This is a genomic window from Erythrobacter sp. K21-9, assembly GCF_055808355.1.
This window is the reverse complement of record NZ_CM147866.1, coordinates 1905515-1929978: the sequence shown is the minus strand read 5'-3', so window position 1 is coordinate 1929978 and position 24464 is coordinate 1905515. Positions and strand designations below refer to the sequence as shown.

Genomic DNA, 24464 nt, shown 5'->3' with positions numbered 1-24464 from the left:
CACTCAAGCGCGCAGGGCTTCGAGGATGCGATGTTCAAGCCATGCGGCGCGCTCGGGCTCGGCATATGCATGATTGGCGCCTTCGCAGCGCATGATCCGCTCATCACCTGCGTCCCATTGCTGCTCGAACATCTGGGCTGTGCGATCTTTCGCGGCGAGCAATATGCGAGATGGCCCGGTGAACTGCGCAAGCCCGGCCTTCATCTCGCTGGTCAGGGAGGACGCTTCTCCCTCTTGCTTGAGCGACTTTGCCAGGCCGCGCGCGAGTTTGCCGAGGTCGACCTCACCCTTTGCTAGCCGCGCCAGCTCGCGGGGATTTCTCAGCTTCCCGGCATAGCGCGCCCGGATCGTCGCCGGTGGGGGAGGCTATCGGTGTTGCCGCTCGGTCCGGATTGCGCGTCGAACGTCCACGGGTTCGAGAGCACCAGACCGTCGAAGCCTTTGCCTTCGAACAGCATCAGAGCCGAGGCAGCGTCGCAATTGCCAAAGCCGATCACCCGGTTCATCTGCGGAGCCATAGCCCGGAACGCTTCAAGCGCGGCCTCGATGTCCCGCGCGCTCTTGCGAAATCCGCGATTTTCGCCCTCGCTGTCTCCGACACCGCGCCGGTCGAAGCGGAACACCGGAAAGCCCGCTGTTGCGATGCGGGCCGCGAGCCGCGATTGCCCCGAAAACGCGCCGGAGCGGATTTCATTGCCGCCGGTCACGATGAGAAGCCCGGTCGTGCCGGGTGCGGTGTCGAGCGTGCCTGCCAGTTTGAGCCGACCGCATCCGAAATCGAAGTGCAACCTGCTCATTTCGGGCGGTCCAGATCTTCAAGGATTGCCATCGCCAAGGCGTCGGCTTGTTCCGGGTTGTGGCCCGGCTCCGCGCGCAGCCAAAGCCCTGCGCCGCCGATCATGTCCTGGCTGATATCGACATATTGTTCCGTGCGCGTTGCATCCGCCTGTTCGAGTTGCCGATACATTTCAGGGCCGATTGACCAGCCTGCAAGGGCAATTCCGGAGATTCGGCCCTTCTCCGCCAGTGCGGTGCTCGTTTCATCCGCTCCCGCCTCGCGCGAGCCGACGAGTTGCGCCCGCAGCATGTTACGAAGCTGTTTCTCACCGGTCTGAGGTGCGTAGCGAAAGCCGGGCAGGTTATCGGGCGCCAGCAGCGCACCGCCGCGCATGGAAAGAACATGGGTTGCGGCAAGGCTGTGCGCGGCTGCGCCCGCTGCCTCGCGCCAGAATGCAAGCGTCTGAGCCTCAAGCGGTGCGAGACTTTCATTCATGCCGGGCAGGTCCGGCAGGAAGCAGTCGATACCCGCCTCGTCCAGGCGGCGCATGACTTCGGCTGTAAACCGCCGCAGCTTGTTCGCCTCATCGAAGAGTGCCGGAATGACGAGCAGGCGCACCGATCGACCCTTATCGAATGACAACAACAGCTCTTCGGTTGTTTTTCCGCCGATAGTGGGCGCGGGCCAGGTGCCTATCACGATCCTGTCACCTGCGCAGAGCGATCAGCCTGCGACGATCTTGGATTCAGCGAATCCGAGCAGGCCGCCATATGTCTCCAGCATTTCGCCATCGACATCGTCGTCATCGATCACGATGCCGAGCCGATCTTCCATTTCGGTGAGCAGCCCAGCGACCGCCATCGAATCCAGCTCGGGGAGGTGGCCGAACAAGCCGGTTTGGTCGCCAAATTCCTCAGCCAAATCCGCATCGATCCCAAGCACGTCGACAATGATTGCCTTTAGCTTGGTGTCGATTGCCGCGCGGCTTGGACCTAAACCTGACGCGCCCGAGACTTCAGCCGCCTGATCTGCGGCATCAGGCTCATCGGTGCTTACCGGATTGGTGCCCATCAAGTTCATCCCTCGTCTTGAGCAATGCGCGCCCCGGCGCTGCGTAGTTGACGCCTCGCGCCTGTCTCTAGGGCCGCGGCCTTAGCCAGCCGCCCGCCTGCGCGCAAGCGTGCGTGCGTTAACGGGTCAGGCGCTGCAGGCCGGATTTGGCGAAAGAAAGCCAACCGCGCGGTTTGGAGAGGTTGAACCCTTTAATCCGGTAGCGTGGCCGTGCCGCCTCCATCCAGTCCGCTTTGTAGCGCTCATCGCCGGTGCCGAAATCGATCCGCGATACCTTGTCGACGTCAATGACTTGCGCGAACATCGCGGCGCTTAACGTGGTGCCGGCAGAGAGGTGCTTGTGACTGTCCAAGTGGGCCAGTTTATGGATGTACGCGGTCCCGTTTTCGGCAGTCCAGAACTGCGCGGCGACAGGCTTCCCCTCCGCATGGGCAAGGCCCAGCCGCAGGCGACCTGCGCCGCCCTCGGCGCGGGCGAAATCGCGTAGCATCTGCGGGTGATCCTCGGCAGGCTTCCAGCTTTCGGCATAGACGCGCTCATAATCGTCCCACGCGGCGGGATCGAACGTGTCGGTGATCGTCGTCGCGACCTTGCCGGCCTTGCGTCCGAGGGTTGTGCGCAAGGGTCCGGGACGCGAAGCCCAATATTCGGCGAAGGAGCGTCCGTTCACATCGAGGATGTGGTTCGTATCGCATTCTTCCGCGCGCACGTGCCAGCCCGCAGCCTTGAACGCCGCGGCCAGTCTGTCCGCCGATCCATCCTCACCGGGGACAGGCTCGAAGGAAACCCGGTAGGCGCGATCTTTCAGTTTCTGCGCAATTGCGCGCAGTAAATTATCGCCACGGCCGCCTTCCGGTGCCATCTGGCGCCAGGTGAAACTGTACCAGTTGCGCAGCGATTTCAGATGGCCATCATCGTCGGTGAGAACGAGTGCGGCGACTACATCATCCGCGCTGGCGGTAACGACAAGCGGCTCTTGCCCGGTTGTGGCGATAAGCTCGAACCATTCGGGCCGGGAGAAGGGTGATTGCCCGCGCACGGCTTCGGCTTGCAAAGACAGGTCTTGCAAGACGTTAACGCTGCCGTGATACCTCGCTTCGATCACACAAACGTGCTCCACCGGAATTCATGACCGCAACCCAGATCCCGCTTGATCCCACGCCGCGCCCGCTCGATCACCTTGCCGAATTGGCGGTTGAAGGGGAATACGGCGATGCCCGCGCGCTGGTGCTACGCGATGAAGTGCTTAACCACGATGAGTTAAGAGTGCGTGTGGACCGGCTTGCCGGGTGGCTTGCCCGCGAAATTCCTGAACATGGCGCTCGGGTGGCCAGCTGGGCGGCCAAGGGCGAGCTGACCTGCCTCTTGCCCCTTGCAGCGGCGAGGGCGGGACTGGTCCATGTTCCGATCAATCCCCTGCTGAAACGCGCGCAGGCGGCGCATATCCTGTCTGACAGTGGCGCTTCGATTGTCATCGGCACGAAGGCGCGGCTCGCTTCGCTGGAAGACGGCGATTTGTCCTCCAAGTGCCGCACTTTCGAGGAAAGCGAGGCGCTCGCCGAGGCTTATGAGGCCGCGCTGGAGCATGGGCCCTCGCGCGCTGACCCCGGCGATCTGGCAGCTATCCTCTACACCAGCGGTTCGACCGGACGGCCCAAGGGTGTGATGCTGAGCCATACCAATCTGTGGCTCGGCGCAGTGAGCGTCGCGCATTATCTGAAGATGGCGCGAGACGATGTGACCCTTGCAGTACTGCCGCTGTCATTCGATTACGGTCAGAACCAGCTGCTTTCGACATGGTATGCAGGCGGGGCCATCGTGCCGCTCGATTTCCTCTTTCCGCGAGACGTTGCGAAGGCCTGCGCAAAGCATCGCATCACGACACTCGCCGCAGTTCCCCCCTGTGGGTGCAGCTTACCGAAGTGGATTGGTCTGCCGAGGCGAGCTCTCCTTTGCGGCGTCTGACAAACAGCGGCGGCGCGCTCACGACCGATCTGGTGCGTGATTTGCACGGCATTTTTCCGCAGGCGGATCTCTATCCGATGTATGGCCTGACCGAAGCGTTCCGTTCGACATTCCTGGACCCAGCTCTGGTTGAAAACCATCCAACATCAATGGGTCAGGCCATACCATTCGTAGAGATTCTCGTAATCGATGATGACGGTGAGGTCGTTGCTCCCGGCGTAGAAGGTGAGCTTGTCCATTGCGGTCCGCTGGTGGCGCAGGGGTATTGGCAGGATCCCGAGAGAACGGCGGTGCGCTTCAAACCCGCGCCTGCGCAATCGGAGTATGGCGGCACTGCTGTGTGGTCCGGTGACAGGGTTCGGCGCGATGCCGATGGCTTACTCTATTTTGTTGGCCGACGTGACGCGATGATCAAGAGCGCGGGCAATCGCATCAGCCCGCAGGAAATCGAAGACGCGGCTATCGCGACCGATCTGGTAGTCGAGGCCGTGGCCCTCGGGCTGCCGGACGAGCGGCTGGGCCACGCTGTTCACCTGGTCGTTCGCGGGTTAAGCGATACTGAAGAGCGGGCAAGACTTGCCAAAATGCTCAAGCAGGAGCTTCCCAATTTCATGCAACCACAGTCAATCCATTGGCGCGCTTCAATGCCGCTCAATCCCAATGGCAAGATCGACCGCACGGCGCTCTTGAATGAACTGAGCGAAGGAGGCGCGGCGTGAAGTCGAAGCCGGTCGGACCGATCCCTGCCGCTTACACTGCGCTGAACGGGGAGCTTGTGGTTGCGGGCAGGACGGCGAGCGAGCTTGTCGCTGCGGCAGGCGGGACGCCCTTGTTCGTGTATTCGAAGGACTTGCTAACTGCGCGCGTGCGGCAGATGCGAGAGGCCTTGCCCGAGCGGATCGGTATCAATTACGCGATCAAGGCCAATCCGCATCAGGCTGTGCTCGAGCATATGGAGCCTCTGGTCGATGGCTTCGACATCGCGTCGTCCGGAGAGCTTGGGTACGCGCAGCAGGCCGGGATCGACCCGACGCGGATCAGCTTTGCCGGTCCGGGAAAGCGCGACGATGAACTGGAGGCAGCGATTTCTGCCGGGGTGACGCTCAATTGCAGATCTTCGGGCGAGGGTGAGCGAGCGCTCGCCATCGGCCAGCGCATTGGCAAGGCGGTGCGGATTGCCGTGCGCGTGAACCCCGATTTCGAGCTGAAGGGGTCTGGCATGAAGATGGGCGGAGGCGCAAAGCCGTTCGGCGTGGATGCCGACAAGGTGCCCAATCTGGCGAAATTCCTCATCAACGAAGGTGCACAGTGGCGCGGGCTTCATATCTTCACCGGCAGCCAGGCCCTGAGTGCAGATGCGATCATAGAAGCGCAGTCCAACGTGCTGAAATTGGGTGATGAAATCTCTCAGAAAGTCGGATCGCCCTTACCGAAGCTCAACATGGGCGGGGGCTTTGGCATTCCGTATTTTCCGGGCGACGAACCCCTAGACCTGTCTGCGGTGGGCGCGGCGCTGCACGAGCGTGTCGCCGACCTTCCCGAAAGCCTTTCCGAAACCGAGCTTTGCGTTGAACTGGGCCGCTATCTCGTGGGCGAAGCGGGCGTGTATCTGTGCCGCGTGATCGACCGCAAGGAAAGCCACGGGATGACCTATCTCGTCACAGATGGCGGCCTGCATCACCAGCTTGCCGCGTCAGGCAATTTCGGCACGGTTGTCCGGCGCAATTACCCGGTCGCGATCGCCACTCATTTCGATGCGGAGCCGAGCGAGGTCGTGAATATCGTCGGTACCGCCTTTGCACGCCGCTGGATCGTCTGGCTGACCTTGCGCACCTGCCGCGCGCCGAAATTGGCGATCTGGTCGCGGTGTTTTGCGCCGGGGCTTACGGAGCGACAGCTTCGCCCGCAGAGTTCCTTGGTCACGGACCTGCGGCAGAGGTTCTGGTATAGCGGCTCGTTAACGGTTGGCAGGTCGCTGTCCCAAGGCGGGATGGGGTACCAAATCGCACGCTATGGCTAACACATTGTTCACCTAATTCGGGCACTGGAAACGGGTCATTCGCGTGTCCGGGATTCTCAGGTCGCTCCTGCATCCATTCCCGGGGTCTCGCGAGAGCCAGGCCAAGGATACGTATCGATGCACCACACGCCGACCCTCTCCCGCTTTGCCGGGATAGCACTTGCACCATTTGCGCTCGCCGCTTGCACCGCAGGAGGCCCGGAACTGCCGCCGGCTACCTACACGGCAGCGCCCGAGGCACCGAGCGAGGAATACATTATCGGTCCGCTCGACGAGATCACCATCCACGTCTGGCGCAATCCCGAGTTGAGCGCGGAGAAAATCCAGGTCCGTCCCGATGGCCGGATCACCATGCCGCTGGTCCGGGACATGGCCGCGGTCGGCAAGACGCCTACACAGCTACAAAACGATATCGGTACCGAGCTTGAGCAATATATCGAGCAGCCGATCGTATCGGTGATCGTTAACGAATTCGTGAGCACATTCGAACAGCAGATCCGCATCGTTGGCTCGACAGAACAGCCGGCATCTCTGCCATTCCGCGCCAACATGACCGTGCTCGATGCGATGATTGCGGTCGGCGGGCTTGGCGAATTTGCCGCGGGCAATCGCGCCAAGCTCCTGCGGTATGAGGGCGCGGAGAATGACCAGCAGGAATATCGCCTGCGCCTCGCCGACTTGCTCAAGCGCGGGGACAGCAGCGCCAATGTCATGCTGAAACCGGGCGACGTCATCATCATTCCAGAGAGCCGCTTCTAAGCGGCCCTGACTACGCATGAACGAGATCTTCGAAGAATTGCGCACAGCGCTCTATTCGGTCTGGCATCGCCGCTGGATCGCGGTCGGCGTTGCGTGGGGGGTATGTCTGCTTGGCTGGCTCGCCGTGTCGATGGTGCCGAATTCCTACGAATCGCGGGCTCGCATCTATGTCGACGTGGACGACGTTCTGTCCGAACAGCTCGGCATTGCAGGCGATGGCCGCGAGGAAATAATGCGCGTGCGCCAGACGCTCGTCAGCACCAAGAACCTCAAGAAGGTGATCAGCTCCACCAAGCTGGGCGAAGAAGTCGTCGAGACGGCGCAGATGGATGCTGCCGTTGCCGACCTGGCAGACCATGTTCAGGTTACCAGCCAGCAGGACAATTTGTTCGAAATCATCGCAACGGTGGGCAAGAGCGATTTCTCCGACGCGGAAAATGCCGTGCTCGCACGAAATGTCGTGCAAAAGCTGCTCGACATCTTCCGCGAAGAGCACATTTCCGGAAATCGCGCCGAAATCAGCAAGGCGATTGCAGAGCTCGATGACCAGCTCGACGAGCGTAAAGCCGAGCTGGAAGCGGCTAGAGCAGCGCCGCCTGGCCTTCGAAGCGCAATATCCCGAACTGGTCGGCGGCTCTGCCACCTTGGCCACCAAGATACAGCAGGCGCGCACTGAGCTGCGCGATATTGATGCTGATCTTGCCGCCGCGTCCAGCGCGCTGGCTGCGATCAATGGCCAGCTGGCCAGCACACCCCGAACCATCGTCGGCGGGCAGAATTCGGTTGGGCCAGGCGCGGCCTTGATGCAGGCCCAGTCGCAACTAGCCGAGCTGCGCGCGCGCGGACTGAAAGACGAGCATCCCGATGTGCGCTCTACCAGCAGGCAGGTCGCAATCCTGCGCCAGCAGGTCGAGGACGCGGGACCCGACAATGCCGGAGGCGCGCCGAACCCGGCCTATTCATCGCTGCTTGCGATCCGCACCGACCGGCAGGCCAGCGTGGAATCGCTGCAGGCGCGCCGCGCGGCGCTGCAATCACAAGTCGCCTCGCTGATGGCGAGCCAGGCGTCCGAACCGGAGGTCGCGGCTGAAGCCAACCGGATCAGCCGAGATTACGAGGTGCTGCGCAAGAATTACGAAGACCGGCTTCAGGACCGCGAGGAAATCCGGACGCGCGGCAATGTCGTCGACCAGACCAGCCAGTACAAGTTCGACCTGATCGATCCGCCCGTGGTGCCGGTCAAACCGACCGCGCCCAATCGTCCGCTCTTGCTGCTCGGCGTGCTGATCGTCGGCGTTGGCGCGGGTGCTGGCGCTGCATACGGCATGGGTCAGCTCAAATCGACTTTCGCCACCGCGCAAAAGCTTGAGCGAACCTTCGATATGCCGGTCATCGGTACGATTTCGCTGACGATTTCCGATGCCGCTCGCGCCATCGAGCAGCGCCGGCTCAAGCAATTCGCCGGGGCCAGCGCTGCGTTGGTCGGTGTTTTTGTAATCCTGCTGGCGATCGAGATCGTGTCGGTCGGGACGGTCGCGTGAGGAGCAGCAGGACATGACGGACCAAAGCAAGATCGACCGGAAGAACGCAAAGCCTGCATCACTGCTGGAGCGTGCAAACAAGACTTTCGGGCTCGAATCCATTGGCGCCGCGAAAGTGCCGGGCGACTTGCCGGAGCCCAAAAGGCGTGAAAATGCGCCAGTTGCGGACGCGCCTGAGACCGAGCCTGCGCCGGAGACTGCCAAGCCTGTCGCAAGAGTTCCCGCGCCTGAGCCCGCTGTCGCGCTTACCGGGCCGTACCAGGAAGTCGATCGGGAGCAGTTGGACAATGCCGGTCTGATCGTGCCGGAGGAGCCTGTGACGGGTCTTATGGAAGAATTCCGGATCGTAAAGCGCGACCTGATTGCTGACGGGCGCGCTCATGATGAACACAAGCAGCGGCGCATCCTGATCTGCTCGCCGCATCAGGGTGAGGGCAAGACCTATTGCGCTATCAACCTCGCTATTGCCCTCGCGGTCGAGCGCGATGTCGAGGTGCTGTTGGTTGACGCAGACGTGATCCGGCCTTCCATTGCCGGGCGACTTGGGATCGACGCTGACAAGGGGCTGATGGACGCGCTTGCCGATCCAGCTGTCCGTCCGGAGACGCTGGCAGTGAAGACCGACATCGATGGTCTCTTCGTCCTGCCCGCAGGCTCGACCGGATCGCACGATGCCGAGCTGCTCGCGAGTGCGCGGACCGGGGAAATCCTGGACCGTCTTACACGCGGCGCGCCTAACCGTTTCGTCATCTTCGACACGCCGCCAGCGCTCGCCGCCTCACCCGCTGCCGAGCTGGCCGCGCATGTCGGCCAGGCGGTGCTGGTTGTTCGTGCAGACGAGACAAGCCGCGCAGCGCTTGAAGATGCACGCCAACTCCTGTCGGCCTGTCCCAACACGAAGCTGCTGCTCAACGCCATTCGGTTCAGTCCAACCGGGCGCCGCTTCGGCGAGTATTACGGGACCGGGCTCGGCTGATGTTACTGCGTGTCCTTTCCAACCTGATCGGACTGACCGCCAGCGTTCTGGCTGTGCCGGCGCTTGCCCAGCAAGGTGAGGGCGATCCGCGCAATGTCCGCATCCAGCCATACATCGAGGTCAATCAGGTCCTTTCGGCCCAACTTTCTCCGGGCGACGATGTCGTTACTTTCACCCAGATTGCCGCAGGCGTCGATGTGAACGCGCAAGGCCGTAACAGCGGCGCGTCGGTGTCGGTGCGGTATGAGCGCAATATCGGCTACGGCGACAGAGTCGATACCGACACCGTGAGCGGCATCGCACGCGGATACGTGTCGGTGGTCCCCCGCGCCGTCACGTTGGAAGCAGGGGCCCTTGCAAGCCGGACACGGATCGATGGCGGCGGCGCTGTCTCACCGAATCCTCTCGTAAGCGAGGATGCCGAGAGCCAGATCTACAGCCTCTACGCCGGGCCGAGCCTTGCCACGCAGGTTGGTGCGGTAGGCATCACGGGTAATGCGCGTATCGGATACAACCGGTTCGAAACCGACAATGCCCTGTTCGATGCAAACGGCGACCCGGTCGACATCTTCGATGACAGCGTGACCTATAACGGACAGGTACGAGCGGCCACGCGGGTGGGCGATCCGCTCCCGGTTGGCCTCGCCGTGACCGCCGGAGCCTATCAGGAAGATATATCGAACCTCGATCAGCGTGTGCGCGATCTGTACGTGCGCGGCGATGTGACTGTTCCCGTCACACCGTCAATCGCCTTGGTTGGAGGGGTCGGATATGAGGATGTCGAGGTGTCGAGCCGCGATGCCTTGCGCGATACCAATGGCGATCCCGTGATCGGCGCCAACGGACGGCTTGTCACAGACAAATCGTCACCGCGCCGGATCGCGTTCGATGTCGATGGGCTGCTGTGGGATGTCGGCGTGTTGTGGCGGCCAAGTTCGCGCACATCGTTGTCGGCAACTATCGGCAGGCGTTACGATTCCACCACCTATTACGGCAATTTCAGCTACGCACCGAACGAGCGCAGCGCGCTCAATATCTCGGTCTACGATGGCATCACCGGCTTTGGTGGCCAATTGAATAACGCGCTCGCCAGCCTGCCTGCGAATTTCGAGGCGCAGCGCAATCCGGTTACTGGCGATTTCGGCGGTCTGGTCACGGGTGATGACGGATCGGGCCTGATCAACTCGTTCGGGTCAGTGCGTTCCGCAGCCTTCCGCGGTCGGGGTGTGAACGCCAGCTATCAGCGCCAGATCGGACGGCTGAGCGCAGCAATTGGCGCCGGATACGATCGCCGCGAATTCATCGGCGCACCCGGCACGGTGCTCGAAATCGCGGACGGCATCGTCGACGAAAGCTATTACATCAATGGCGGCGTTTCCCGCCCGCTTGGCCAAAGCGCCACTATCGCGGCGAGCGCCTACATCAACTGGTTCGATAGCGGGGCGGGCAATGGCGACGCGACCGCTTTTGGTGTGGCCGCTGCATACAACCGCGCGCTGACCGAGAAACTTTCCGCAAGGGCCGCAATCGCGGTCGATTACCTCGATAGCGAATTCACTGCAGAAGATTTCGCCACCGCAACCGCGCTGCTTGGCCTGCGCTATGATTTCTGACGGACGGAGCTGACACTCATGTACGAGCAATTTTACGGCTTTAACGGACGCCCTTTCCAGCTGACCCCCGATCCGGAGTTCTACTTCGAGAGCGCGACGCACAAGAAGGCGATGTCGTATCTCGGATATGGCCTCAATCAGGGTGAAGGCTTTATCGTGATCACGGGCGAGGTCGGCGCGGGTAAGTCAACGCTGGTCGAATACCTGATGCAGCGGATCAATCCGCAAGAACTGACCGTCGCACAGATCGTGACCTCCGCACTCGACGGGGAAGAAATCGTCCATGTCGTCGCGCAGGCATTCGGTCTTGATATCGATGGCAAGGACAAGGCCAGCGCATTGGGCGCAATCGAGCGGTTCCTGCAGGACGAAGCGCGCGAAGGCCGACGCTGCCTGCTGGTCGTGGATGAGTGCCAGTGCCTCGACATTTCCGCGCTTGAGGAGCTTCGGATGCTGTCGAATTTCCAGCTCGGTTCGCATCCGCTCCTGCAAAGCCTGTTGCTTGGCCAGCCCGAATTTCGCGGCACTCTCGCAAGGCATGGCGATCTCGACCAGCTACGCCAGCGGATCATCGCATCTCACCATCTCGAAGCGCTCGATGCGGATGAGCTTGAGGATTACGTATCCCACCGGCTCGCGCATGTAGGCTGGGACGGTCGCCCATCGCTCGGTGAAGGGCTGCTGCCTGCGCTGTTCGAACATACGGGCGGCATTCCGCGCCGGGTGAATCAGGCGATGAACCGGCTCATGCTGCTTGGCGCAATTGAAGAGAGCGACGTGATCACGACCGAAATGCTCGGTGCCGTGATCGATGAAATGGCAGCCGACACCGAGAACGGAGCGGCAGAGCCGGAAGTCGAGCCCTCGGTTGATACCGAGCCTGCGCCAACCCCCGCAGTCGACACTGTCGAGCACGTCCCGGCGAGCGACGTCGCTGCCATGTTGGCAGAGCGCGACAACCGAACCGCCGAGCTGGCCGCCGCCATCGCAGAGCTGCAGGCGATCGGCTCCGCTCCGGGCGTGTCCGGTGAAGTAATGGACGACGCCGCTCAGGCCGATTTGAACGCGGCGGTGGACCGGATCGAGAAGCGCTTGGAAGAGCAGGAGCAATCGCTTCGCCATGTCCTGACCATGCTTATCGAATGGCTCGAGGACGATACGTCGCGCGAGGCCGCCTGATCATGCCGAAAGGCAATCTCATCAACGGCCTCTCGGTCGATATCGAGGACTGGTTCCAGGTTGGCGCGTTCGAGAATGTGATCGAGCGCGGTGACTGGGACGGTATGACGCGCCGCGTCGAAGCCAATGTCTCTCGCATCATCGATCTGTTTGCCGAATCCGATGCGAAGGCGACTTTCTTCACGCTGGGCTGGATTGCGGAGCGTCATCCGGGCCTTATCCGCCGTATTGCCGATGCCGGGCATGAAATTGCAAGCCACGGCTATGACCATGCCCGCGTATTCAATTTTGGCCACAAGGCATTTGCCGAGGATATCCGCAAGGCGAGGGCCATCCTTGAAGATGCTGCGGGGCAAGCTGTGACCGGGTACCGCGCGCCAAGCTTCTCCATCGATGCCCGCACCCCGTGGGCTTTCGAGGAATTGGCCGACCAAGGCTATGCCTACTCATCGAGCGTCGCGCCGATCTCTCACGACCACTATGGATGGCCCGAAGCGCCGCGCTTCGCGTTTCGCCCGCTCGCATCGTCCGGCCTTATCGAGATACCGGTCACGACCGCAATCCTGCACGGAAAGCGGGTCGCGGCAGGCGGCGGCGGGTTTTTCCGGGTGCTGCCTTACGCCTTTTCGCGCTGGGCGATCGCGCAAGTGAATTCGCACGATCAGCGGCCCGCGATATTCTACTTTCATCCCTGGGAAATCGATCCGGATCAGCCGCGGGTAAAGGGTGCGCCGCTGCGCTCGAAGCTGCGGCATTACACCGGGCTCGGCAAGATGGCAGGCAAGCTCGGCGACCTCGTTCGTGAATTCAATTGGGGCCGGATGGATCAGATTGCCCAGACGGAGGCGCCGCGGGCGGCGCATTGGTCGGCGGTCAGTCCGCCCGGAGAGATCGCCGCATGAACGCTCCAGTCGATTCCGCACACCGGGTCGTTGAAGTAGACTTGGGGGACGCAAAAACCGCTGACCGCATCGAGTCCTTTGTATGCGAGCGCGGCGCGAGTGTGTTTCACAGGCCAGCCTGGCTGCTCGGCGTGGAGGCCGGGACTGGCCAGCGCGCGGGCGGTTTCATCAGCGAGCAATTGGGCGTCATAACCGGATGGCTCCCGCTGACCGAAGTGCGCTCCATGATCTTCGGCAAGGCGCTCGTTTCAAGCGGGTTCGGCGTTGGTGGGGGTATTTGCGCTGAAACACCCGAAGCCTCGTCTGCACTCGCACAGAAAGCCCGGGACCACGCCGCACGGCACGGCTTCGCAAGTATAGAATTGAGAGGCGGTCCGGCACCCGAAGATTGGAACGTGCAGGATCACAAGCATTGCGGGTTCGAACGCGCGCTTGCAGGCGATGACGAAGCGGAATTGCTGGCAATCCCGCGCAAGGCCCGCGCCGAAGTGCGCAAGGGCCTCAATAACGGTCTCGAAGTGCAAATTGGCGCAGATAGCGCAGACCTCGCAGCGCATTACGCCGTCTACAGCGAAAGCGTTCGCAACCTCGGCACTCCGGTTTTCCCAAAGTCGCTGTTCCGAGCGATGATCGAGAGCTTTCCGGGGTCGAGCGACATCCTGACCGTCACGCGCGGCGATGAGCCGATCGCTAGCGTTCTGTCGTTCTATCACGATGGCGCGGTCATGCCGTTCTGGGGTGGGGGAACCCGCGCGGCGCGCGGTGAACGCGCGAACGAGCTCATGTATTACAAACTGATGCTCCACGCCCGGCGTAAGGGCATGCGGCGGTTCGATTTTGGTCGCTCGAAAACGGGCAGTGGCCCCTACAATTTCAAGAAGAACTGGGGCTTCGATCCGGAGCCGCTGACTTATGCTTCGTGGTCTGCGCCGGGCCGGGAAGCGCGCGATATCGATCCGACCAGCGACAGATACAGCCGCAAGATCGAGATATGGAAGAAGCTGCCCCTGCCAATCGCCAACGCCGCCGGTCCCTGGATCGCGCGCGGGCTCGCTTGAGGGACAGAGCCGTGGGCGAAATCCTGTTCCTTGCGCACCGGGTGCCGTTCCCGCCCAATCGCGGCGACAAGATCCGCGCGCATCATCTGCTGAAGAAACTGGCGAGCATGAACCGGATCCATGTCGGCTGTTTTGCAGAGAATGACGAGGACAGGGCCGGGAACGCTGATCTGAACGAGATCGCTGCGTCACACATCATCGTCGACCGGACGAAGCCGCTTGTGCTCGCTGGCGCAGAGGCGGTCCTTTCAGGCCAGCCCGTGAGCTTGACAGCGTTTCGCAGCGCTCGTCTCGCGAAATGGGTGAAAGAAACGATAGCCGCGCGCGATATCGAGACAATTGTGATCTTTTCCGGACAGATGGGTCAGTACGTACCTGAAGCATTCGCAGGCCGGGTCCTGATCGACCTGTGCGATGTCGATAGCGCAAAGTTTCAAAGCTATGCCGAGGCGGGCGAGCGAGTGTGGCTCAATGCGCGCGAAGCGAGGCTGCTTGCCCGCGAGGAACAGCGTCTGGCACAGCGCGCCGATGCGACGATCCTGATCAGCGAGGGGGAAGCCGATCTGTTTCGCAGCCGTATCAACTCGCCTTCCAGTGCAAATGTCGAGGTGATCGGCAACGGCATCGATGCAGCTTTCTTCGATCCGGCGCAGGTTATGGCGCATCCCGATATGGCCGCACGTCCGGGGCCGCATTTCCTTTTCACCGGGCAGATGGACTACCGTCCCAATGAGCAAGCAGTTCTCTGGGCAATCGAGAACTTTTTCCCGGCCATCCGCGCAAGGTTTCCGGCTGCCGAATTCCATATCGTCGGGCGCTCACCAACGGCCAGGCTTCTCGGTTACAGGGACGCTGCGGGGCTGACCGTATGGGGAGAAGTTCCCGATGTGAGGCCATTCTTCGCCGCAGCAGACTGCGTTCTCGCGCCGCTGTTGATTGCGCGAGGAGTGCAGAACAAGGTGCTGGAGGCGATGGCGATGGAGCGTCCTGTCATCCTGACACCGGAAGCCGCGACCGGCATCGCTGCGCGCGATGGAGCCGAGTGGCTGATCGCACAGGCCGATCCGGCGGTTATGTGCCGCCGCGCAGAAGCGCTCTTCAACGTTCGAGCCGCTAAGACCGAGATGGGCAAGGCAGCGCGCCGCTTCGTGCTTGCGAACCATTCATGGGATGCCACGCTCGCCCCGCTTGACAGGCTTGTTACGGGCGAGACCCACGAGGCGCGCGATGCCGCCTGAGCTTTTCCCGGACACCGGTGAATTCAACCCTCAGCCAGTCGCTGAGCAAACCGCGCAAATCTGGCGCGGAACCCTGACGCTGCTCGGGCTGGTTGCCGCAGCTATGATCGTCATCACCTCGCGCGAATGGGGCGAGATGGTTCACCAATGGTGGAACATCGACACCTACACACACATTCTGCTTGTCCCGGCTATCATCGGCTGGCTCGTCTGGCTGCGCCTTGATGCGATCGGGAAGGTCACGCCAGAGCCTTGGGTGCCGGGCCTGCTTCTGACAGCCGGGGGACTTGCACTGTGGCTCATCGGGCGTGTGACAGAGATCAACCTGATCGCACATGCCGGGGCAGTGGGAGCATTGCAGGGCGCAGTGGTCGCTGTCCTTGGCCTGCGCGTTTCACTCATGCTTGCGCTGCCGATCGCATTTGCAGCCTTCCTCGTACCGTTTGGCGACGAGATGATCCCGGCCCTGCAATTGATCACCGCCGATATTGCCATTGCACTGACCCATGCGAGCGGCATTCCGGCTGTCGTCGATGGTATCTATATCGAAACACCTGTCGGCCTATTCATTGTCGCAGAGGCGCGCTCGGGCGTGAAGTTCCTGATCGCGATGGTCACGCTCGCCGTGCTGGTGTGCTTTACCCGGTTTAGCAGCTGGAGCCGCAGGGCCGCATTTATCGCCGCTGCCATAATCGTACCGATCCTCGCCAACGGGGTGCGCGCGTGGGGTACGATTTTCATTGCGCAAAGCCAAGGTGTCGAATTCGCCGCAGGTTTCGACCACATCTTTTATGGATGGATATTCTTTGCTCTGGTCGTGGCAATCCTGATCGCCGGTGCCTGGAAGTTCTTCGAGCGAGAACCCGATGAATACGGCTGGACCCGCGAAGACCTTCAGGAGTGGCAATGGTTGGCGCGGGCCGAGAGCGCAAATGCGAGCCTTGGCGCGGTCGCCGGTGCGCTGGCCGCGCTGATATTCGCAGCCGCCATGCTCGCGGTGATTGTCGCCCCTCTGCCAATCGGCCAGGCCGCGCAGCGCATCATGTGCGGGATCGCCGGAATCTTTCATGCTGAAACGCCCAAGCCGGTCGATCCTGTCCGGGTCGAGCGCATGTGCGATGCACTGGTGCACCGCGGTCCTGATGGCTCCGGCGTCTGGACGGATCGCGGCGTGGGTCTGGGGCACCGCAGGCTGTCGATCATCGACCTTGAGGGCTCGCCCCAGCCAATGCAGTCCGCCGACAGCCGGGCGGTGATCGCCTTCAACGGCGAGATCTACAATTTCCGCGAATTGCGCCGCGAACTCGAACAGGGCGGCGCACAATTCCGCACACAGGGCGACACCGAGGTCATTCTTGCCGCATGGCAGCGCTGGGGAACGGCGCGCCTCGAAAAGCTCGACGGCATGTTCGTCTTCGCGCTCTACGATCTCGACAAGCGGCAGCTTTTCATTGCGCGCGACCGGTTTGGAGTGAAGCCGCTCTTCATGGCCCAGCTTTCGGATGGCAGTCTCGCCTTTGCCTCGGAATTGAAGGGACTGCTGGCGCATCCCCTGCTCCGCCGCAAAATCGATCCTGCCGCGCTCGATGCGTATCTGGCGTGGGGTTACGTCCCGGACACGCGCTCGATCCTGGCCGGTGTCGAAAAACTGCCTGCGGGACATTTCCTGCTGCTCGAGCAGGGCAGGGGGATCGAGCCTCCCAAGAAGTGGTGGGACATCGATTTCAGCGAGCGCGAAAAGGGCAGCGAAGCCGATCTCTCCGCGCAGCTCATCCACCTCCTGCGCGAAGCGGTACAATCGCGGATGGTGTCCGATGTGCCGCTGGGTGCGTTTCTTTCGGGCGGTGTCGATTCCTCGAGCGTCGTGGCGCTGATGAGCGAGGCGAGCGTTGATCCTGTTCGCACCTGCTCGATTGGGTTCGATATTGCTGACCTCGATGAGACCAGCTACGCGCAGACGGTGGCGGACAGGTTCGGGACCAACCATTCCTCTCGCACGGTCGGCCAGGACGATTTTTCTGCCATCGACCACGTCGCCGCCATGTTCGACGAGCCGTTCGCCGACGCGTCTGCGCTGCCGACCTGGCGCGTATGCGAGCTTGCGCGCGAGCATGTGACGGTGGCGCTTTCGGGAGACGGCGCCGACGAAGCCTTTGCCGGTTACCGCCGGCAGGTGTTCCATCACAATGAAGAACGCCTGCGCGCGGTTCTGCCTTCAGGATTGCGCGGAGCCATATTTGGGAGGCTGGGTCAGCTGTGGCCAAAAGCCGACTGGGCGCCGAGGCCATTGCGCGCCAAGACCACGCTTCTCGCTCTCGCTGCGAGCGGGGACGAGGGATATGCCCGCGCGCTGTCGGTCACCGCTCATGATCACAGGCGTGAATTCTATTCTGCGGAATTTCAAAATCGGCTTTCGGGTTTCCGCGCGGAAGATGAACTTATTTCGCTGATGCGCGATGCCCCGTCGCGCAGCGGGCTGGACCGGGCGCAATATTCCGATCTGAAATTTTGGCTGCCGGGCGATATCCTTACGAAAGTCGATCGCACCAGCATGGCTGTGAGCCTCGAGGCACGCGAACCGCTCCTCGATCATCGCTTGGTCGAATTTGCAGCGAGGCTTCCTGAAAAAATGCGCGTGAAGGGCGGCACCGGCAAATACCTGCTCAAGAAATGCATGGAGCGGTATCTGCCCGGAGATATCCTCTATCGGCCCAAGCAAGGGTTTGTCACGCCGATTGCAGAATGGTTGCGAGGACCGCTTGCCGGGACTGCGAGGTCGATTTCGAGCAGCTCTGCACTCTCCCAGAGCGGGTGGTTCGACCCGAATTCGCTGAAGAAATTGTCTGAAAACCATATTTCCGGGCGAAGCGACAATTCGCGTGTGCTGTGGCAGTTATTGATGCTCGAAAAGTCGCTCAATCGCCTTCAGATCACGGAATGAGGCCCACGCAACAATGCGTGACAAATTGGCATCGTTTGACCCATTTCGAGACTCGGATGGCTAATTTTACGTAAATATCTGATTGCCAAGCGACTCCGCTCTCGCCTAGCTTCGTCATTAATGGAGCCAAAAGGCCATTCGAGTGCCGGTGAGGGTAAAACAAGTCGGCCACAACAGGGTTGTCTCGGAGTAGTGCGTTATGGATAGCGGCGCTGGTAGGGCGGTTCCATTGACCGCGGATGAGGAATTGTACGCCGAAAGCGCGGTACATTCCGAAATTCCTGCAGCAATTTTCGATCTTCAAGGGCTTGACGTGTTGTATGAAGATACGACCGCAACGCTTTGGACCTACATGAATCCCGAAGGGCGGTCCGAGCTTTACTCCGGCGATGCTCAACGACTTCGAAAGCTGGCAGCGGCTGATCGGCGAAGCGTTCGGGAAGGACAAGGTTCCGCTGCGATACCTTGTGCTGGGAAGCCGGTGCGACGACGTCTTCTGTTTCGGCGGCGATCTAGATCTTTTCCAGCGCTTGATCAGGGAGCGCGATCGCGACGGACTGGTTGAATACGGGCATCGCTGCTGCGCCATCCTGGACCGCAATATCCGCACGCTCGAAATACCGATGCTTACTGTCGGCCTCGTGCAGGGTGCCGCGCTTGGCGGCGGTTTCGAGGCGCTGTTGTCGTTCGATTATATCGTGGCGGAGCGACACGCGACGTTCGGCCTGCCTGAGATCATGTTCGGCCTTTATCCGGGTATGGGCGCGCATGCGCTGCTGTCGCGCAAGCTGGGCAGTGCGATGGCGGACCGGATCATCGTCTCCAATGAAACTTTCACGGCCGAACAAATGTACGATCTCGGTATCGTCCATGCTCTGGCCGAACCCGGCGATGGATTGAATGCGACACGGGACTTCATCAAGAAGTCTGAGCGGCGGCATGCAGGTCTGGTTGGCTCGCGGCGGGCGATCAAGGAAGTCTGGCAGCTCGAACTCGCCGAATTGAACCGCATTACCGAAATGTGGGCCGACACCGCGCTTCAGCTGCGTGAGCAGGACCTCAAGGTCATGAACCGCCTCGTGGCTGCGCAGGCGCGGCTTGCCGAACGCATCGCGGTCGCCTGACGCTCAGTAATCGGTGCCGTGGCCGAGCGCCAGGTACTCGTCGCTCTGCATTTCGTTGAGCCGGCTCGCGGTGCGCTCGAATTCGAAGCTTCCATCTCCGCTGACATATAGCTCATCGGGCAGGGCAGCCGCGGTGGCGAACAGCTTGACCCGGTGTTCGTAGAGCGCGTCGATAAGAGTAACGAAGCGGGCTGCTTCGTTACGTTTGTCCGTGTCCATGATCGGAATGCCGACGATGATGACGGTGTGATATGCCTGCGCGATTGCAAGGTAATCCGGCGCGCCCCGCGCCTCTGCACATAACCGCTTGAAACTGAATACCCCGACGCCCTTGAGTGATTTGGGCACGTGGATGGTCCGGTTCGCTCCTACCGCGAGTGTTTCGGACGGGACATGGTCGGCATCTTCGGGAGCGAAGTCAGTAAGGCGAAAGAAGGCCTCGCGCACTTTCTGCGTCGCCGAATTGCCGAGCGGCGTGTGCCACGTTGCCAGATCGCCGATCCGGTCGAGGCGGTAATCGGTCGGGCCGTTCAGTCCGACGACATCGAGTTCGCTTTCAATCAGCTCGATGAAAGGCAGGAAGTGTTCCCTGTTAAGCCCGTCCTTGTAGAGGTCATTCGGAGGCCGGTTGGACGTGGTCACGACCGAGACGCCTTGCTTACAGATCAGCTGCGTAAACAGCCGGCTCATGATCATCGCATCTGCCGAGTTGTTCACGACCATCTCATCGAAGGCGAGGCACCTTACATTCGCCGCGATCCTTTCGGCCACTGGGGGAATTGGATCGCCGCTCATGTTCTTGCGCGCATCGCGCATTCCTGCGTGGACCTCCTGCATGAAGGCATGGAAATGCGAGCGGCGTTTCTCTTCGATCTCCAACGTCTCGTGGAACAGGTCCATCAGCATCGACTTGCCGCGCCCGACGCCGCCCCACATGTAGACGCCCTCCGGTCGCTCCTTTTTCCGCCCGAACAACTGGCCGAAGAACCCTCCTGACGGTTCGGTTTCAAGTTCACCTTGCAGCATATCGAGCCGCTCGGCGGCGCGGCGCTGATCAGGGTCTGCGCGCAATTCACCCGAAGCGATCAGCTTCTCATAGCGCGCCAGGAGGCCGCTCATTCAGGCAGCTTTACAGGCCGCGGTTTCATCTTGCGCACGATCCCCGAATAGCTGGTTACGATGTCGTCGCCCTGGACGCATTCTCCGCGCAGGAACAGCATTCGGCCCGTTTCGCGCACGATCTCGGTGACGGCATCGAGCGGCCTTTCGGGATCACCCGCGCCGACGAACTGGGTCGACAGCTCCAACGTCACCGAAGGCCCCGCATTGCCCGATCCGATCACATGCATCGTCGTGAACATTGAAATGTCGATCAAGCCCAAGGTCACGGCACCGTGGATGATGCCCTGGAGATTCTCATGGTGCCGCTTCGGGAACATGCGCAGGCGGCATTTGTCGCCTTCACGGCGTGTGATAAGCTTGCCCATCACTGCCCCATTGAACAGCGTATCGTCCTTGAGGTTCCAATGATGCCAGCCCGGATTTTCCGGATCGGGTAGATGATCGAAAACATCATCCTTGAAATCGTGTGCCCTTGTTTCACCCATCGATCATTCTGCGCTCAGCTGCTGCCTGGCAAATGCGTAGGGCGCTGCAATTGTCGTCTCTTCGCCGTTTTCAGCAGTGCAGGCCAAATCGAAAGCGCGGCGCAGGCTGCCGCCCTGCGGTGCAGAGCGCGGGCCGATATCGCGAGTCAGCAGCCGTCCTGCGCTGCCATCGGGCCGATATCCCCTGAACGAGAGGCGCGTCCAGTCGCGGGTCTGGCAGTCGACTAGCATGTGATAGTGCGCCTGATCTGTGCCAAATCGTTCATCGACATCGCGGTGCACTCTCAGCGTCTCCACTTTGGCCGCGTTACCAGCACGGCTGACGCGGCCAAGCGCGACGAATGTCATTTCGCCTTTTTCCTCATCAAGCCCGGCCAAAACCCAGAGATCGTCCGCGTTCCAGGGAAGCTCTTCGCCGCCAGGGTGTGCGCTTGCGACTGTGGCCATCAACGTGAGCCCCAGCAGTGCCGCGCAAGACCTCAAATGGCACGCTCCGCCATCATCTTCTTCGTTTCGGCGATCGCCTTGGCCGGGCTGAGGCCCTTGGGGCAGACATTGGCGCAGTTCATGATCGTGTGACAGCGATACAGCCGGAAGGGGTCCTCCAGGGCATCAAGCCGCTCCCCGGTCATCTCGTCGCGGCTATCGGCGAGCCAGCGGTAGGCCTGCAGCAAGATCGCCGGACCCAGAAACTTGTCCGAATTCCACCAGTAGGACGGGCAGGCCGTCGAGCAGCATGCGCACAGGATGCATTCATACAGTCCATCAAGCTGTTCGCGCTGCTCGGGTGTCTGAAGCCGCTCCTTGCCCGATGGCGTCGGGCTGACGGTTTGCAGCCACGGGCGGATCGAGGCGTATTGCGCGTAGAAGTGGGTGAAGTCAGGCACCAGATCCTTGATCACGTCCATATGCGGCAGCGGCGTTATGCGGATCTCGCCTTTCAGGTCTTCGATTGCTGTGGTGCAGGCGAGGCCGTTCTTGCCGTTCATGTTCATCGCGCACGAACCGCAGATGCCCTCACGGCAAGACCGGCGGAAGGTCAGCGTGGGATCGACCTCGTTCTTGATCTTGAACAGCGCGTCCAGCACCATGGGACCGCATTCGTCGAGGTCGATCTCGAACTTGTCATAGCGCGGGTTCTTGGCCGTATCGGGATCGTAGCGATACACCTTGAACGACTTCACGCGGCCCGCATCGGCGGCCTTGTGCACCTTGCCGTCCTTGCGGATCGTCGAGTTCTTGGGGAGGGTGAAGGTCGCCATGTCAGTGTATTCCCGTTTCTGCTTGGGACCTATCTAGCGGCTTGCGTGCGCGAGGCAAGGGAGCCGGTGTTGCGTCGTTTGGGATTGCTGTTGAGCATCTTTCAGCACCCCCGGCCATGAGACACATGAGACAGTGTCCTGGAGCAAAAAACCATTCGCCACCCGGTGGCTTCACCGATGCAGACAAAAAGCGGAACCTTGAGACCATTGCCGCACTCTATCCTGCATGAGCAATGTAGGAAAATCACCGGAAGGCTGGCCGAAGACCGCTGCTGTATTCGGAAGCACCGGCGGGATCGGGCGAGCCTTGTGCGAGCGGCTGTCGGCAAACGGATGCGAGCATGTCTATGCCGGATCGCGCGATGGTATCGCGCCGTCAACCAACGGGTTCAGGCCGTTCGCGTTCGACCTCAAGGACGAGGAATCGATCGAGGCGGCGGCCTCGCTGATGAAGGACAGGCCGCCGCAATGCGTGATAATAGCGAGTGGTGTCCTGACCCTGCCTGATGGCACTGGCCCGGAGAGGACGTACAAGCGCCTCGATCCGTCAGCGATGGGCGAGGTCTTTGCCCTCAACACGGTCGGTCCGGCGATCATCGCCAAGCATGTGCTGCCACTGCTGCCGCGTGATGAGCGGTTCGTGTTCGCAGCGCTGAGTGCAAGGGTCGGCTCGATTTCGGACAACGGGCTCGGCGGATGGCACTCCTACCGCGCGTCGAAGGCTGCGCTCAACATGCTGATCAAGAATTTCGCGCTGGAAATAGGCCGCACGCACAAACACGGCGCGGTGGTCGGCTTGCACCCCGGCACAGTGGACAGCGAGCTGTCCGAGCCATTCCAGTCGAACCTTCCAGATGGCCAGCTAACTGAACCCGGTGAGGCGGCTACCAGCCTGCTCGATGTGCTCGCAGGTCTCGAGCCCGAGGACAGCGGGAAGGTATTCGACTTTGCAGGACAGGTTGTGCCCGCCTGATAATGCGTGAGTGTGTGCCGGACATTCTGCCGGCGACCGCTTCCGGCCAAGCAATTCGTTCTCGAGCGGTGCTTGCATGACAGTCTGGCATGCATTTGCTACCAGCAGCGTTTCCATCGGGGGTATCACTATGAGAATTGACCTTGTTCGCTGCGCATTGTTCGGCGTCACTGCCACGTTTGCAATGTCGGGACCTGCTTCTGCTCAAACCATAGTTGGCGATACCAGTGTGAGCTGCGCCGAAGATCCTGCGTGTATGAACCGTCTGCATCCCGAAGTTCCAATGATTGCAGAAGCAGATCAAGGCGAATCAATCGTGTTCGTTACCCGAGACGCATTCGATCTCACACTCGACCCTGACGTATCGTCAAGCGCGAAGTACAGGCCGAGGGACGGTGTGGGCATTGCTCATGCGCTCACCGGGCCAATTCATGTTCGCGGAGCAAAGGCCGGTGACGTCCTTGCAATCACTATCGAAGCGCTCGAACCTGCCGAAGTCGGCTGGACCGATGTTACACCTTTCGGTTTCGGCGGCGATCAATTCGCTACCGACGGACGATTTATCGTTTGGCGTTTGAACGAAGGATACGCGGAGAGCGATGCGTTGCCAGGCGTACGGATCCCGAATGCCAGTTTCCCCGGCGTTATGACTACGTTGCCGGACGCAAGCCTCCATGCCGACATACTCGAACGAGAGAACCAGCTTCTTGAAGCCGGAGGTTCCGTCCTGCCCCCGGACCCAGTCGAAGCGAAGCCTGCCGAACTGTGCGGACCCGAGGGTACAAAGCCACTGGAATGCCTGCGGACGGTTCCCCCACGCGAGAATGGCGGCAATATGGATATCCGCTATCTCACCACGGGCTCGACATTGTATCTGCCATGCCTGGTAGATGGCTGCGGCCTGGCGGTTGGAGATTTCCACTATGCTCAGGGCGATGGAGAGGTTTCTGGCACAGCTATCGAGATGGGCGGCACCCTTACAGTGACCGCCCGCGTTGTGGACAACCCACCTGATTTGTCTCGTGGTCCGCACCTTGAAGGTTCAGCGTCGGCGCTCGGCATTCCATCGGAGCGCTTCTACGCAGTAACTGGTTTTCCGCTCAAGGAGGAAGGGAGCGTTCCCGCGAACCTGGCCTATCTTGAATCCCCCAAAGTGGCGGAGCTGAGCAACCTGTCAGGCGATATCAATCTTGCCGCACGCAATGCACTTGCCGCAATGATTGACTACATCATGACAGAGTATGGCTACGATCAGGCGCAAGCCTATATTATCACGAGCGTCGCTGTTGATTTGCGGATTGCGCAGCTCGTCGATGTTCCGAATCTCGGAGTAACTGCGGTCCTTCCGTTAGATATCTTTGTGGAGCGTGATTAGATTCTGGTGAAGGCCTGACTGAGCACGAACCAGGGACCATGATAGTCCGCTCACCACCCGATTACGGACGTATCGAATAGGC

The 24464-nt window shown here is 61.1% G+C and carries 21 protein-coding genes and 3 pseudogenes; 15 read left to right on the top strand and 9 right to left on the bottom strand.

All coding sequences use genetic code 11. The annotated features are described in order from the left end of the window. Nucleotides 1–3: 3 nt before the first annotated feature. The 5 genes from AC0L39_RS09770 to AC0L39_RS09750 all read right to left on the bottom strand — a co-directional run bounded on the left by AC0L39_RS09770 (nt 4) and on the right by AC0L39_RS09750 (nt 2954). The gene (locus tag AC0L39_RS09770) at nt 4–204 is read right to left on the bottom strand and encodes a hypothetical protein (protein ID WP_473257485.1); all 201 of its coding nucleotides are present in this window, start codon (nt 202–204) and stop codon (nt 4–6) included. 116 nt (nt 205–320) lie between these two features. Further along, on the bottom strand, nt 321–797 hold the full coding sequence (locus tag AC0L39_RS09765) for a serine aminopeptidase domain-containing protein (protein ID WP_473257483.1): 477 nt from the start codon (nt 795–797) through the stop codon (nt 321–323). Further along, nucleotides 794–1477: a hypothetical protein gene (locus AC0L39_RS09760; RefSeq protein WP_473257482.1), complete on the bottom strand. Its 684-nt coding sequence runs from the start codon at nt 1475–1477 to the stop codon at nt 794–796. Before AC0L39_RS09760 ends, AC0L39_RS09765 begins: the two co-directional genes overlap by 4 nt. Nucleotides 1478–1501: 24 nt before the next feature. Then, nucleotides 1502–1849: a phosphopantetheine-binding protein gene (locus AC0L39_RS09755; protein ID WP_473262343.1), complete on the bottom strand. Its 348-nt coding sequence runs from the start codon at nt 1847–1849 to the stop codon at nt 1502–1504. A 118-nt stretch (nt 1850–1967) separates the two neighbouring features. Further along, the gene (locus AC0L39_RS09750; RefSeq protein WP_473257480.1) at nt 1968–2954 is read right to left on the bottom strand and encodes a GNAT family N-acetyltransferase; all 987 of its coding nucleotides are present in this window, start codon (nt 2952–2954) and stop codon (nt 1968–1970) included. A gap of 23 nt (nt 2955–2977) precedes the next feature. Between AC0L39_RS09750 and AC0L39_RS09745 the strand changes: the two are divergent. The 13 genes and pseudogenes from AC0L39_RS09745 to AC0L39_RS09685 all read left to right on the top strand — a co-directional run bounded on the left by AC0L39_RS09745 (nt 2978) and on the right by AC0L39_RS09685 (nt 19165). Further along, nucleotides 2978–4533, top strand: a pseudogene (locus AC0L39_RS09745) (acyl-CoA ligase (AMP-forming), exosortase A system-associated). Continuing rightward, nucleotides 4530–5764 (top strand): annotated as a pseudogene (locus AC0L39_RS09740) (pyridoxal-dependent decarboxylase, exosortase A system-associated). Before AC0L39_RS09745 ends, AC0L39_RS09740 begins: the two co-directional pseudogenes overlap by 4 nt. Nucleotides 5765–5951: 187 nt before the next feature. Continuing rightward, nucleotides 5952–6593, top strand: a complete 642-nt coding sequence (locus tag AC0L39_RS09735; protein WP_473257478.1) for an XrtA/PEP-CTERM system exopolysaccharide export protein — start codon at nt 5952–5954, stop codon at nt 6591–6593. A 16-nt stretch (nt 6594–6609) separates the two neighbouring features. After that, a complete protein-coding gene (locus AC0L39_RS09730) occupies nt 6610–7269 on the top strand; it encodes a Wzz/FepE/Etk N-terminal domain-containing protein (protein WP_473257476.1) in 660 nt (219 codons plus the stop codon). A gap of 878 nt (nt 7270–8147) precedes the next feature. Next, complete coding sequence (locus AC0L39_RS09725) at nt 8148–9110, top strand: AAA family ATPase (protein WP_473257474.1); 963 nt, start codon at nt 8148–8150, stop codon at nt 9108–9110. Then, nucleotides 9110–10723 (top strand): porin family protein, encoded by a 1614-nt coding sequence (locus AC0L39_RS09720; protein ID WP_473257472.1) that lies wholly within the window; start codon nt 9110–9112, stop codon nt 10721–10723. Before AC0L39_RS09725 ends, AC0L39_RS09720 begins: the two co-directional genes overlap by 1 nt. Nucleotides 10724–10741: 18 nt before the next feature. Beyond that, nucleotides 10742–11902 carry an XrtA/PEP-CTERM system-associated ATPase gene (locus AC0L39_RS09715; protein ID WP_473257470.1) on the top strand — a complete coding sequence of 387 codons (1161 nt, stop codon included), beginning with the start codon at nt 10742–10744 and terminating at the stop codon, nt 11900–11902. A gap of 2 nt (nt 11903–11904) precedes the next feature. Further along, the gene (locus AC0L39_RS09710) at nt 11905–12804 is read left to right on the top strand and encodes an XrtA system polysaccharide deacetylase (RefSeq protein ID WP_473257468.1); all 900 of its coding nucleotides are present in this window, start codon (nt 11905–11907) and stop codon (nt 12802–12804) included. Further along, a complete protein-coding gene (locus AC0L39_RS09705) occupies nt 12801–13862 on the top strand; it encodes a FemAB family XrtA/PEP-CTERM system-associated protein (protein ID WP_473257466.1) in 1062 nt (353 codons plus the stop codon). Before AC0L39_RS09710 ends, AC0L39_RS09705 begins: the two co-directional genes overlap by 4 nt. A gap of 11 nt (nt 13863–13873) precedes the next feature. After that, nucleotides 13874–15100 (top strand): TIGR03087 family PEP-CTERM/XrtA system glycosyltransferase, encoded by a 1227-nt coding sequence (locus tag AC0L39_RS09700; RefSeq protein WP_473257464.1) that lies wholly within the window; start codon nt 13874–13876, stop codon nt 15098–15100. Further along, nucleotides 15033–15896 (top strand): annotated as a pseudogene (gene xrtA, locus AC0L39_RS09695) (exosortase A); the annotation flags it as partial. The gene AC0L39_RS09700 and the pseudogene xrtA, both read left to right, overlap by 68 nt. A 246-nt stretch (nt 15897–16142) precedes the next feature. Beyond that, nucleotides 16143–18041 carry an XrtA/PEP-CTERM system amidotransferase gene (locus tag AC0L39_RS09690; RefSeq protein WP_473262341.1) on the top strand — a complete coding sequence of 633 codons (1899 nt, stop codon included), beginning with the start codon at nt 16143–16145 and terminating at the stop codon, nt 18039–18041. Nucleotides 18042–18430: 389 nt separating this feature from the next. Next, nucleotides 18431–19165: a crotonase/enoyl-CoA hydratase family protein gene (locus AC0L39_RS09685; protein ID WP_473257462.1), complete on the top strand. Its 735-nt coding sequence runs from the start codon at nt 18431–18433 to the stop codon at nt 19163–19165. Between the two features lie 3 nt (nt 19166–19168). On the opposite strand, the gene zapE is transcribed toward AC0L39_RS09685, so the two are convergent. The 4 genes from zapE to AC0L39_RS09665 are packed head-to-tail and all read right to left on the bottom strand — an operon-like array spanning nt 19169 to nt 22034. After that, nucleotides 19169–20284 carry a cell division protein ZapE gene (gene zapE, locus AC0L39_RS09680; protein WP_473257460.1) on the bottom strand — a complete coding sequence of 372 codons (1116 nt, stop codon included), beginning with the start codon at nt 20282–20284 and terminating at the stop codon, nt 19169–19171. After that, the gene (locus tag AC0L39_RS09675) at nt 20281–20772 is read right to left on the bottom strand and encodes a PaaI family thioesterase (RefSeq protein ID WP_473257458.1); all 492 of its coding nucleotides are present in this window, start codon (nt 20770–20772) and stop codon (nt 20281–20283) included. The genes zapE and AC0L39_RS09675 overlap by 4 nt, the downstream gene beginning before the upstream one ends. Before the next feature lie 3 nt (nt 20773–20775). Next, a complete protein-coding gene (locus tag AC0L39_RS09670) occupies nt 20776–21219 on the bottom strand; it encodes a hypothetical protein (protein ID WP_473257457.1) in 444 nt (147 codons plus the stop codon). A gap of 32 nt (nt 21220–21251) precedes the next feature. Then, nucleotides 21252–22034, bottom strand: coding sequence for a succinate dehydrogenase iron-sulfur subunit (locus AC0L39_RS09665; protein ID WP_473257455.1), 783 nt, complete (start codon nt 22032–22034; stop codon nt 21252–21254). 226 nt (nt 22035–22260) lie between these two features. On the opposite strand from AC0L39_RS09665, the gene AC0L39_RS09660 reads away from it, so the two are divergent. Beyond that, nucleotides 22261–23007 carry an SDR family NAD(P)-dependent oxidoreductase gene (locus AC0L39_RS09660; RefSeq protein WP_473257454.1) on the top strand — a complete coding sequence of 249 codons (747 nt, stop codon included), beginning with the start codon at nt 22261–22263 and terminating at the stop codon, nt 23005–23007. A gap of 76 nt (nt 23008–23083) precedes the next feature. Beyond that, the gene (locus AC0L39_RS09655) at nt 23084–24382 is read left to right on the top strand and encodes an acetamidase/formamidase family protein (RefSeq protein WP_473257452.1); all 1299 of its coding nucleotides are present in this window, start codon (nt 23084–23086) and stop codon (nt 24380–24382) included. Nucleotides 24383–24464 lie beyond the last annotated feature (82 nt).